Source organism: Roseibium denhamense, assembly GCF_009711415.1.
Taxonomy (GTDB): Bacteria; Pseudomonadota; Alphaproteobacteria; order Rhizobiales; family Stappiaceae; genus Roseibium; species Roseibium denhamense.
The window spans coordinates 25,888-37,697 of record NZ_SMLZ01000110.1; the positions used below are offsets into that span (position 1 = coordinate 25,888).

Consider the following 11,810-nt stretch of genomic DNA (forward strand, 5'->3'; position numbering starts at 1 on the left):
TGTTCCCGGCTACATGTCCAAAGATTAACCCCAGTAACCATATGACAAGACTAAACTGATCTGGTTACAACGGTCGTTCCGCCCGGCATAGCGGCATTAGCCGTCAAAGCTGTTTGGATCAAAATGCTATCGCCCTCGTAAACTCAACCAGGCTTTAAATCTTGCAAGACGACATTTTAGATCATGCAAATGAAGCCCGGAATCTGGTCCGCTTTCCGGACGCGATGACCGATGACATTGTCGCATCGTCCCGCGACGGCATCATCACCATCGATCCTCACGGGATCATTACCTCGTTCAATCCGGGCGCCGAAGCCATTTTCGGGCTGCGCGCTTCCGCGGTGACCGGAAAGACGATTGCCGAGGTTTTCCTTCCGCTGGAACATCTGGATGATTTCACAGATTGCGTGTTGCAGGCGGTCCAGCAGCCTGAAAAAGAGCATGTGGCCACGATCAGCCTGGATCGTGCAGACGGCACGGTTTTGCACCTGAGCGTTCGCGCAGCCCTTCTCCACAAGAAGGCCACCAACGAGCGGATTGGCGTCCTCGTGATGCTCGCCGATGAGAGCGAGCGGGTTGAACTGCTCAAGAAAACAGCCGACAGGGAGAGCGAGCGCGCGGCCACCGGGCGCTTCATCGTGGCCGTCCTGACGATCTTCAGTGTGTTTACGCTGCTGCTCGAGCCGATGCAGAAGCTCGCCCAGGCCCACTTTTATGATTTCGGGCCGGTCATTGCGCTTATGACACTGATTGTCATCGGCTTTTTCATCGGCCTCAGATCCTCATTCGGCGTGAGCGCCCTCAAGCTCAATCTGAGGACCAGCCGCCGCTATGTAATTGAGAGTATTGCCTGGTCCCTCGCGTTTTGCGCCGCCATGACGCTCGGCAAGTGGATCATCATTTCCGTTGAGGCAAGCGGAGGGCAAACGGCTCCGGACCTGTTCAGTTTTCTGGTGCTGGACGATGGCACCCATGTCCGCGAACCAGCAGTGTTCGTGGCGGCACTTGGGATTTATCTCGTTTCGGTATTCATCCAGCAATTCGCGATCCGCTGCGCCATTCAGGCGCCGCTTCAAAGCTTCCTTACCGGTGTTGTCAGCCAAGCCGGCTGGATCGCCAATCTCGTTTCCACGCTACTGTTCGCCGTTCTGCACGCCCATCTCAATCCGATTGTTTCGCTGGCCGTGATTGCGCCTTCGCTTCTCTGGGGCTGGCTGTTCATGAGATCGGGAAGCGTCATCCCGTCAATCATTTCCCACGCAATCATAGGCGTTTATGCGATCTTCATCCTGGGGATCTTCGCGGGCCTGGATCAGGTCTGATGGGAATACAGGCACATAAATGACAATAAAAACCACGCGTGCGAATGCCCGCCCGAAAATCCTGATCGTCAACGCCTATGTGGACCCGTGGCGGTGCGCTGCCCCAATGCGCCTGTTCATTCCCCGTGCGATGGCCCCCTACTATCTGGCGGGACACATAAACAGGGCTCGGGCTGAGGTCAGGGTGTATGACGAGGTCTATCATGGTGCGCTGCTTGATCCGCGCCTGTTTGACTGGCCGGACCTTGTTATCCTGACCGGATTGACTGCCGCCTTTGACCGGGCACGCCAGCTTTCGGCCTATTTCCGGAACGCAAATCCAAGTGTTGCCGTGGCCATCGGGGGACCAATCCCAAGGGCCCTGCCTGAGCTGTGCGCCACGATCTTCGACCATGTCTTGCTGGGCGATGTGGAGACCATCGAGGCCTTGATCGAAGAGACCTTCGGCTCAGATTGTGTTGCTGAGAGCCCAGCCCCGCGATTTGACCTGGCCGGATGGTCGTTCGGTCTGGGGTTCGTGGAAACCACAAAATACTGCAATTTCAAATGCGCCTTCTGCTCCTTGACTGGTGAAGGACGCGGCTATCAGCCCTATTCCACGGCCGATATCGAACGCCAGCTCGACGCAGGCGGGCGCACCTCAATGCTGATGGTGCTGGACAACAATTTCTACGGCAGCAACCGGGCGGATTTCATACGCCGGACAGAGCTTTTGGGAGAACGTTGGCGGCGCGGGCAGTACCGGGGCTGGGGTGCTCTTGTCACCGGTGACTTCTTCAAGAACCCGGACAACCTTGCCAAGGTTGCCGCAAATGGCTGCAGGGCGCTCTTCTCCGGTGTGGAATCGCTCGATCCGGCGGTCTTGCGAACCTACAACAAGAAACACAGCCTCTCTTCGGACCCGAGATCCCTGGCCCAGCTCTGCGCGGAGTACGGCATCCTGTTCGATTATGGCATGATGCTCGACTTCTCCCAGCAGACGGTTGCCGATGTCGATGCCCAGATTGACGGCCTTCTGGAACATGCAGAAACGCCGCTTCCGGCGCTGTTGTCGCTCACCATCCCGATTCTTGGCACGCCGCACTTCAATCAGTCGGCGGCGTCCGGAAAACTCATGCCGAAATTGCGGCTGGCGGACCTCGACGGCCAGAAGCTGGTCGAATGGCCGCAGGAGCCGCTCGACAAGGTCGTTCCCTATCTCGCGGATCTTTTGCAATTCCGGGGCCGCAAAATGGCGTTTGCAAGACACGCGGCCCGGCACGCCTGGTCCCGCAGGGCCTCGTTCGACAGGCTTCAAACGCTCATCAGCATGGCAGGCCCGATTGTCAGGTTCTGGGGCGGAATGCGGGTCGGCACATATCGTCAAATGCGGCAGACATGGCGTGAACCGAAACGCACCTTCTGCGCAACCACCGAGCCGCTGAGTGTTGCCTACACTCCGGCCCACAAGATGGCTGCAAAATTCGCCAAGGATTTCGAACCGCTTTACCTGACAGATGCCAATGGACACCTGAGGCCAGAGATCGCATCGCAAACCAATGCATCAAAATCCCACGCTCTTGCAGAAATGCGCAAGCTGACTGCGTCCGCTTGATCACTCAAACGGCAATCGGCGCCTTGATGTGCGGGTGCGGATCGTAGCCGGTCAGCTCGAAATCTTCATATTTGAAGGCAAAAAGATCGGTCACATCTGGATTGATTTTCATCGCCGGCAACGGGCGGGGCGAACGGGTGAGCTGCTCGCGGGCCTGATCGAAATGATTGGCATATAGATGCGCATCGCCGAATGTATGTACGAAGTCTCCGGGTTTCAGGCCGGTCACCTGCGCGATCATCATGGTGAGCAGGGCATAAGAGGCGATGTTGAACGGCACCCCCAAAAAAACATCGGCGGACCGCTGATACAGCTGGCAGGACAGCTTGCCCTCCGCGACATAGAACTGGAACAGGGAATGGCAGGGCGGAAGGGCCATTTCGTCCACCAAGGCCGGGTTCCAGGCCGACACGATCAGGCGGCGGCTTTCCGGGCTGGTCTTGATCATCTCCAGAAGCTTGGCGATCTGGTCAATGGACTGTCCGTTGGGCGCTGGCCATGACCGCCATTGATAGCCGTAAACCGGCCCCAGTTCGCCGTTTTCATCGGCCCAATCGTCCCAGATCTTGACGCCATTGTCTTGAAGATACTTTACGTTCGTGTCGCCTGCCAGGAACCAGAGCAGCTCGTGAACAATCGAGCGCAGATGGAGCTTCTTTGTGGTGACGACGGGAAACCCTTCAGAGAGATCAAAGCGCATCTGATGGCCGAAAATGGACCGCGTGCCTGTGCCGGTGCGGTCACCGCGGTCGACGCCCTTGTCCAAAATCGTCTGCATCAGGTCGAGATATTGCTGCACGCCGGAGCCCCTTTATCGCGCACTTTGATCACCCGCTAATGTGGCAGCTTTGGCGGAAATGACAGCCCCTGCCCGTCATTTTCCCCAGATCCCGCCGCCCGCCTTGTGGATGAATTTCGGCGGCAAAGGGCTTGGCCCGCTGGATTGCCCTTTCAATTCTGCATTCAACGTCTTATATCAAGGGCGCTGGTTTTCCAGCTATGGCAATAAATGGTCAGTGCAATAAACCTATCGGACCCGGGGGCGGTACCCGGCGCCTCCACCCAAGCCCATGAGGCTCAACCTTTTGAAACCACATGGGTTTCGGCGGGGGCGAAATAGGATCGACGAGGGCGTAAAGACTGTGCTTTTGCTCGGCATTGTACCACCGTTATCGGGCTTTCTTAATAGTTGCAAACGACAACTATGCTATGGACAACGCTGTCGCTGCGTAATGCAGTGCCGGTAGTCCTTTAAAGCCCTGCTGGATTAGCACCGGCAGGCGGGGTTCGGAGGCACCTGGCAACAGAAGCCTCCACTGACTTCCCCAAACCGTGTAGATGGCCTATCTGCTTTGAGAAACCGTTGCCTATGAGCCCGGACAGCATCCGGATTAATCTGGTATCACTTGGAAAAGAGCCTTTTCTTTTTGAGCCCGGACGGTCAATGTGCAACTGATATGTGAAATTTCCGGCGAGATTCGACAAGAAAGCAATGTCTGAAGACCTGTTGCGATACGACATTTTGATCCAGGACGCCCTGCGCGGAGCGGTGAAGAAAATACTGGCCGAGGTCGGCCGGACCGGCTTGCCGGGTGATCACCATTTCTACATCGCTTTCGATACGAATGCGCCCGGAGTGCGGATATCGCCGCGTCTCAAGGAGCGCTATCCGCAAGAAATGACGATCGTCCTCCAGCATCAGTTCTGGGACCTGGCCATTGGCGAGCACGCATTCGAGGTCGGATTATCCTTCGGCGGTGTGCCGGAAAAGCTTCTGGTGCCCTATTCGGCCATAAAGGGGTTCTTTGACCCGTCCGTCCAGTTCGCGCTCGAATTTGATCCGGGCAAGACCGCGGAAGAACTGCCGGAAGAACTGCTGGAAGCGGTTGAAGAGCTTGCGAAAGCGGAACAGGACCACGAGGCCAAGGACAAGCCGGACGTGGAAGTGATCGCGGACGCTGCAAACTCCGACGAAGAAGAGGGTGACAAAAAGCCGGAGAAAAAGGACGCCCAAGGCGATGGTGGCGGCGAAGTCGTGTCCTCTGGACGCCTTCCGGAAAAAGACCTGACGTCGAGATCAGCGGGCGATAAATCGGACCCGATTACCGCCCAAAGCTGATCGGCTATGAAACAAACAAGCATCTTTGGGTGTTTCGAATTAAACGCCCGATGCTCTAAGCGGAGTGTTTGAAAGGGCGGCCCAATGTGCGCTGAAATCATCAACCTCCGGCAAGCTCGCAAGCAAAAGCAGCGGCAAAAGAAAGAACAGACGGCTGCGGATAACCGTTTGAAATACGGCCGCAGCAAGGAAGAGCGCGAAGCCGCCCGGAGACGTCGCGCGGAGCTCGAAAAACAGGTCGACGGCCACAAGCTGGACGCTCCGGTTTCCCCCCTCATTGATCCACCTGATCGCAGCTGAGCGGCATGCCCCTGATCAAACGCTCCGTTTCCCTCCATGGACACCGGACAAGCCTTGCGCTTGAGCCGGAATTCTGGGAGGTCATCGACCGGGAAACTGCGATCCGCGATCAATCGCTTGCAAGCCTCATTGCCGAAATCGACGACAATCGGGATCCGGAAGACGCCCTTTCCTCAACCATGAGGGTCTGGGCACTGGCACGTGTCACAGCAAGGCTGGCCGAAGCGGACTGAAGCAATCCGGGGATCAGCCAGGTCATTGACCGGTTTTGACACATGGCGCTGCAACAGGCTGGCGGGTCCGGCCCGTGCTCGTCCAAGGAAATCAAATCCCGCTTGATCTGTTACTGAGATACGCCAGGAAGAACGAACGGCCCGTCACCACGGCCAACGCCGTTTGCCGGAACGCCGATTTCGCGGGAAATCAGGTCATCGATAGACACCGGCGGTTCAAGCGGCGGCAGTCCGGTTTCGGGTTTCGTCTCGGGGGTTCCAACACTCGCGGTAACCGGGGCTTCTTCCTGGCTGTTGAGGACCGCTCGGATACGCTCTGTGAGCGACGCCTGGTCTTCTGCAGGGCTGGCGGCTTGCTGCGGCTGTGTTTCCTGCGGGCGCGCGGAGTTTTCCTGCTCTTGGCCAGAAGTGTCCGGGGCATTTTCCAGCTCTTCCAAGCGCCGCTGTTCTTCGGCTTCTGCTTCAGCTGCAAGGCGGGCTTGACGGGCCCGCGCTTCCTGCTGCCGGTTGAGTTCCCGCAAGAGCCGGTCCCGTTCCAGGATTTCGGCTTGCAGGCGTTCCACCCGTTCCACTTCCTGCTCAAAAGCCCTCAGGGTGAGGTAAGCGGTGAAGGGCGTAATGTCGACTTGGCGGATTGGAGCATCGAGCGGGCCCTGAAAAACAAGCCCCACCTGCGGTTCGGCGCCGGTAACAGCATTTTCGCCGGGATCGACTTTGAGCGCAAAATCGGCATCCAGCTCATGGTCGGAAAAATCAATTTCCGCAGATCCGAACACCTCGGCACGTTCCGCGTCCACAACCACGTTCCGGGCACTTAACCGCCCGCCGACAAGGGTCAAGGTGCCGTCAATAGCCTTGAACGGTAGTGTTCCTGCCGCCATGTGGCTGACAAACACCTCTTCGATCTTTTCATCCCGCAGGTCCAGACCCGCATCCACCGCCCGGATGACAAGCGGAAACGCTTGCGGATTCAGGCCGCGGATGTCCCCCTCCGACATGGAAAACGTCCCGCCGCCATTCAGGCTGGAGACCATCGCCGAAATGGACCGCCCAACGCCTTCAAACTCCAGGAACACGTCCAGCGACCCGGAGGCGACCGAGCGGCCGGCCCGGCGCCAGCTCAATTGCCGGATATCAGCATTGTCGAGCTTGACCCGGCCGGACACAGCCGCCTCGGCTTCCGTCCGGCGGATCGACAAGGCTCCCTGAAGTGCGCCCCCGGCATAGGCTCCAGCGAGCCCGTCCAGACGCATCATGGTTGGTGTCAGCCGGAACTCGGCCTTTGCATTTTGAAGCGCAGTATCGTCATCCGCCAACAGCGTGTCGGCCGTGAGCCCGATTGTGAGGTCCCAGCCATCCAGAAGCGGGGCGCCAAACGGGGCCGTCGGCCAGGAACTCGTCCCATCGCCAAGCGATGCCCATTGATCCGGCCCCAAAACCAGTTCTGAAAGGGTACGCAGGTCTGCCTGATTGATTGCTAGGGAACCCGTTACACGACGGTTCTGCTCTCCGGGTACAAGATCGAGATTGCCCGCAAGGTCGCCTGTGAAAGACGTCTGCGCAATCTGACCGGAGATCGAATTTATCTCAACGGCATCGCCAATGCTTTCCAGATCAAAGGACAGGGAAGCCGAAAGCTGCCCCCCCAGGATCGGCAGAACACGCCCACTCATCAGGGCAACCGGGACGAGGTCTTCCGCGCTGGATTTCACCGCGAGCCGCACTTCAGGATCTTCGCCGGGCGCCAGTTTGGCGGTGCCTTGCGCCTCCAGGCGTGCTCCGCCAATTTGTGTCGCAAGATCAACGGCAAGGCCTTTTGCCGGTGTTCCGGTCAGCGCGGCGGACAGATCTCCTGCCCCAATCGTGTCAACCGGGATGACATCCAGGCCGAGTTGCTGAAGAACACGGCTGCCATCCGGCCCGGCCATTGCCAGGGCAAGATCAAGATCGGCCTCCTGCCACTCGTCCACCCGGCCATTCAGCCCGAAAGAAAGCGATGTCTGGGTACCGCCGGCGGAACCGGTCAGGTCGAGTTGCAAGTCTGTTTCATCACCAAGTGCGGAAGCCTGCAGATTTGCTTCAAACCGGGCCGGAACCAGATTGGCCGCAGATTGCTCCAGCCGCGCCGCAAGCGTTGAGCCCGGAAAAGCCCCCCCGACGAGCGCAACCAGGCCAGACAGATCCCGCGCATCCAGCGTCCCGCTGATGGCCCCTTCCGGCGTGGATAGAAGATTCCGGATTTGACCGCTGACATCAAAACGGGCCCCGGCCAGATCCTCGGCAAAAAGACGATCAATCCGGACCCCGCCGTCTGTGTATTCCGCCTCGAGGGTCAATCCCTTCCCGTCCACGCCGCGCGCGGACACTTCCCGTGCCCTCAGGCGCAAGGAAACATCAAGCTCCGACGGCTGATCTGCCTCGTCATCCGCGCCCTTTTCAGGCTGAACGAGACCGGCGAGTTTTTCGATTTCATCAAGGTTGAGGCGATCAGCATCTAGGCTGAGGGAGAACACATCGTTGCCAGTGCGCGGACGCCGGTAGGCGAGACCACCCCGTGCTTCCGCCCCGGCCAAAGTCACCCGCAGATTGTCGACCGCAGCACCATCGGCTGCAAGGTTCAACCGGCCTTCCAAGGCAACCGGCTTCAGGACCACCGATCCGGTGCCTGATTGCCTGACCCAGCTGATGAAAGAGCCGGGCTGTTCGGATTTGATGGAAAATGCCCCCCGGTAGGTCAGGTCCGGCTCCAGTCCGAAATCGCCCTGTGTCGCGACCACGGTCCTGCCCGGCAACCGTCCGGCGAGGCGGGCAACCCGCCATCCGCCAAGCATGGTCTCAAGATCGAGAAGCACGTTCTGGACAATCCCGCCCCCGGCCACGACGGCGGGAACATCGAAAGAGATAACGCCGTCGATCGGAGGAAGCGGAACAGATTGAAGCGCCTGGACAAGTTGATCACCGGCAGCCGCCACATTGATCGGTTCGGAGGGACCGCCACCAAGCAAACGGTCGAGATCGACCTGATTGGAGTTCGCGCGCACCTCGAAACGCTTGTTCCCGGCATAGACAAGGTCGGCGTTTCCAGTGAGACTGAGACGCTTGTCGTCAGGACCGTACCGGAATTCGAACGCCGGAATTGCGACTTCGGAAATCGAGGCGAGAAACTCGCCTTCTGCGGTCCAGCGGCCAGGGTCATTTTCGTCAAGTGCAATGGAGTTCAGGCCGAACGACCCGGCAAATTCAGGCGCGGCATCCGCCTGGCCCAGTAATCCGTCAAAGGTAAAATTCACAGGCCATTGGGTTGGGGTCACCTCGCCCTTAACCCGAAGATCCGATCCTGCCTGGGCCCGGCCGGTGGCAAGACTGATACTGTAGGGAGCGCCCTCAACCGTCAGGCTGCCGGTCGCCCTGAAAGGTCCCTCCAGCGTGCGTGCGCTGACAGAAAGATTTGCGTTGTCGATCTGGTGCGTTTCTTCAGAACGCGCATCAACGATGGTCAGCGCGCCGTCGCGGATGCTCACCTGATCGAAAGCAAGGTCTTCGGGAGCAAGTTTTGCCAGCGCCCCGTCCGTTGACATGGCGGTCAGCCAGTCCAGACGCCCCTCCTCATCGAGAGACAAAGACAAGTGCGGCCGTTCCAGCTGCATGTCCATGACCCGGATTTCGCCCTTGAGAAGCGGTGGCAGCTCGATTCGCATATCAAACTGCGACACCACCAGCAGCGGGTCCTCGGCCGGGCCAACCCGCACATCCGAAAAGCGCACGAATGGCGCCGGCAACAAGCGCAGATCCGCCTCGCCCAACACCGTCACCTTATGGCCCAGCGCCCGCTCCGCATAGGTCTCGAAGGTCGAGCGGTAAACGGTCCAATCGACAAAGAACGGCCCGACCAGCGCTGCCACCAGCACCAGAATGACCGAAATTCCCAAGGTGATGTAGACGGAGTTCAGGCCAAGTCTCCTTGCTCTCCAATGCCACCGGTCAAATTCCCGGTTAGAATTACAGCATGTTTGCTGCAGCGCAAACTCAGATCAGCTGGCTTTTTCCGCAGTCCTGAAGCCTGCACGATGTTGCCGGCACCGTCGCTTATTGATCTGATTCGATACAATATCATGACTGCGGCAGGATCTTGCCCGGATTCATCACATTGTGCGGATCCAGCGCCTGTTTGATGGCATGCATCAGTTCCAGACCCTCGCCATGCTCGCGGCGCAGATACTTCTGCTTGCCCTGACCAACGCCATGTTCTCCAGTGCAGGTACCGCCCATGTCTATCGCACGCTCCGCGAGCCGGCCGATGAACGCCTCTGCCTTGCGAACCGCGTCCGCATCACTTCGATCCGTCAGGATTTGCACATGGAAGTTGCCGTCGCCGACATGCCCGACAATAGGCGCAAGAAGGCCGGTCTCGGCAATATCGGCGGCCGTGTCCGTGACACAATCGGCCAGCCGGGAAATCGGAACACAGACATCCGTCACCATGATATCGGCCGCCGGTTTCAGAGCCTTTCCCGCCCAATAGGCATCATGGCGGGCAGACCACAATTTGGTCCGGTCTTCCGGCGCCGTTGCCCAGCGGAAAGGACCGCCGCCATATTCTGCCGCTATATCGGAAAAGGTTTCGGACTGTTCGCGCACCCCGGCCGCAGACCCATGAAATTCGAGGAATAGCGTGGGTGTTTCTTCAAGGTCCAGCTTGGAATAGGCATTGCAGGCCCGGACCTGCAAGCTGTCGAGAAGTTCGATCCGCGCGACCGGAATTCCCATCTGGATGGTCGAAATAACCGCATTGCAAGCGGCGTGCACATCCGGAAACGGGCAGACACCACCGGAAATCGCCTCCGGCTGTCCGTGAAGGCGCAGCGTCAGCTCCGTCATGACGCCCAAGGTTCCTTCCGATCCTACAAAAAGCCGGGTCAAATCATATCCGGCGGAGGATTTGCGCGCCCGTCCCCCGGTCTTGATGATCCGCCCATCAGCGGTGACGACCGTCAGGCCGAGCACAGCATCCTTCATGGTGCCATAACGCACCGCGTTCGTGCCCGATGCACGGGTCGCCGCCATACCGCCCAGGCTTGCGTCCGCCCCCGGATCAATCGGAAAGAACAGCCCCGTATCCCTGAGGTCCGCATTGATCTGCTTCCGGGTAACCCCGGCCTCGACACGGCAATCGAGATCCTCGGCATTTACCTCCAGAACGCGGTTCATGCGGGATACATCAATCGATACACCGCCAAGGGGCGCATTCACATGACCTTCCAAAGAGGACCCTGTCCCGAAAGGAATGACCGGAACCCCAAATTCGGCACATAGCTTTACAATTTCGGCGACTTCCTGCGTCGACTCGGCAAAGACAACAGCATCCGGAGGCTGGTTTTGAAGCCAAGTCGTGGTATGGGCATGTTGCTCGCGCAGCGCTTTTGAGGTTGTGCAACGGTCCGCGAACCGGTTTTTCAAATGCTGGATCACCTCACCCGCATGTTCACTGGGCGATGCTGCTTGCGCAATTTCTGCCGTGTCCGCCAATCGAACTCCTCCAAGTTTATGTACGCCGGGCTACCCGCTGCGTGTTTTGATTGAATATGTTAGCCAGACGCGAAAAGGTCAAAGGCATTCCGGTCGCAGGCCCACCGGACGATAGCAACAGAACGGGAGACACCTGGAATGACGACAGATTTGACGGCAGAACCGCTCAAGAGCTCGGTCATGACCGTAAAGAATGACTGGATCGACTATAACGGCCATCTCAACATGGCCTATTACAATGTTCTGTTCGATACCGCTGTCGACGAGGTTTTTGAGAAGCTGGGGCTCGGGTCCGATTACGTCAAAACCCGCAATGCCTCCTATTTCACGGCCGAGGTCCACGTCTGCTATGTCCGCGAGCTCAGCGCCGGGATGCCGGTGACCGTTTCCTTGCAGCTGATCGGATTTGATTCCAAGCGTGCTCACTTCTTCCAGGAACTCCGTCATGCGGAGGAAGGCTGGCTGTCAGCAACCTCGGAACAGATGAGCCTTCATGTCGACATGGCAGCCCGCAAGGTCTCGCCCTGGCCCGGCGACATCATCACCAATCTGGAGGCTCTGGCGAAGGCGCACAGCACATTGCCGCTCCCCGACCGGTCGGGGCGGAAGATTGAGATCCCGGCAAAGGCCTAAATATCGTCAATACTGACAGTAATTCCGTGAATTGATCGGCTCGAACGGTCCTTGGGCTGTTCTTTCGTCTCGACTCGCGTGAA

9 protein-coding genes and 1 other RNA gene are annotated in these 11,810 nt (G+C 58.6%); 7 read left to right on the forward strand and 3 right to left on the reverse strand.

The genetic code is table 11. The features are described 5' to 3' along the window. Positions 1 to 224 precede the first annotated feature (224 nt). Together E1180_RS13505 and E1180_RS13510 are read left to right on the forward strand one after the other, a co-directional pair. Positions 225 to 1,322, forward strand: a complete 1,098-nt coding sequence (locus tag E1180_RS13505) for a CPBP family intramembrane glutamic endopeptidase (RefSeq protein ID WP_155191745.1) — start codon at positions 225 to 227, stop codon at positions 1,320 to 1,322. 19 nt (positions 1,323 to 1,341) lie between these two features. Beyond that, on the forward strand, positions 1,342 to 2,916 hold the full coding sequence (locus E1180_RS13510) for a B12-binding domain-containing radical SAM protein (protein WP_155191747.1): 1,575 nt from the start codon (positions 1,342 to 1,344) through the stop codon (positions 2,914 to 2,916). Between the two features lie 4 nt (positions 2,917 to 2,920). Here the strand turns inward: E1180_RS13510 and E1180_RS13515 are convergent, their stop codons facing one another. Further along, complete coding sequence (locus tag E1180_RS13515; protein WP_283404370.1) at positions 2,921 to 3,715, reverse strand: thymidylate synthase; 795 nt, start codon at positions 3,713 to 3,715, stop codon at positions 2,921 to 2,923. Between the two features lie 146 nt (positions 3,716 to 3,861). On the opposite strand from E1180_RS13515, the gene ssrA reads away from it, so the two are divergent. The 4 genes from ssrA to E1180_RS13535 all read left to right on the forward strand — a co-directional run bounded on the left by ssrA (position 3,862) and on the right by E1180_RS13535 (position 5,568). Beyond that, positions 3,862 to 4,234, forward strand: a transfer-messenger RNA (tmRNA) gene (gene ssrA / locus E1180_RS13520). A gap of 174 nt (positions 4,235 to 4,408) precedes the next feature. Further along, a complete protein-coding gene (locus tag E1180_RS13525) occupies positions 4,409 to 5,035 on the forward strand; it encodes an SspB family protein (protein ID WP_208997133.1) in 627 nt (208 codons plus the stop codon). An 84-nt stretch (positions 5,036 to 5,119) separates the two neighbouring features. Further along, positions 5,120 to 5,335, forward strand: a complete 216-nt coding sequence (locus tag E1180_RS13530; RefSeq protein ID WP_155191748.1) for a DUF4169 family protein — start codon at positions 5,120 to 5,122, stop codon at positions 5,333 to 5,335. A gap of 5 nt (positions 5,336 to 5,340) precedes the next feature. Then, the gene (locus tag E1180_RS13535; protein WP_155191750.1) at positions 5,341 to 5,568 is read left to right on the forward strand and encodes a ribbon-helix-helix domain-containing protein; all 228 of its coding nucleotides are present in this window, start codon (positions 5,341 to 5,343) and stop codon (positions 5,566 to 5,568) included. Between the two features lie 110 nt (positions 5,569 to 5,678). Here E1180_RS13535 and E1180_RS13540 read toward each other — a convergent pair whose 3' ends face one another. Then, positions 5,679 to 9,497 carry an AsmA family protein gene (locus E1180_RS13540; RefSeq protein WP_155191752.1) on the reverse strand — a complete coding sequence of 1,273 codons (3,819 nt, stop codon included), beginning with the start codon at positions 9,495 to 9,497 and terminating at the stop codon, positions 5,679 to 5,681. Between the two features lie 181 nt (positions 9,498 to 9,678). Further along, positions 9,679 to 11,094, reverse strand: a complete 1,416-nt coding sequence (locus E1180_RS13545) for an FAD-binding oxidoreductase (protein ID WP_155191754.1) — start codon at positions 11,092 to 11,094, stop codon at positions 9,679 to 9,681. A gap of 138 nt (positions 11,095 to 11,232) precedes the next feature. On the opposite strand from E1180_RS13545, the gene E1180_RS13550 reads away from it, so the two are divergent. Further along, positions 11,233 to 11,727: a thioesterase family protein gene (locus E1180_RS13550; protein WP_155191755.1), complete on the forward strand. Its 495-nt coding sequence runs from the start codon at positions 11,233 to 11,235 to the stop codon at positions 11,725 to 11,727. Positions 11,728 to 11,810 lie beyond the last annotated feature (83 nt).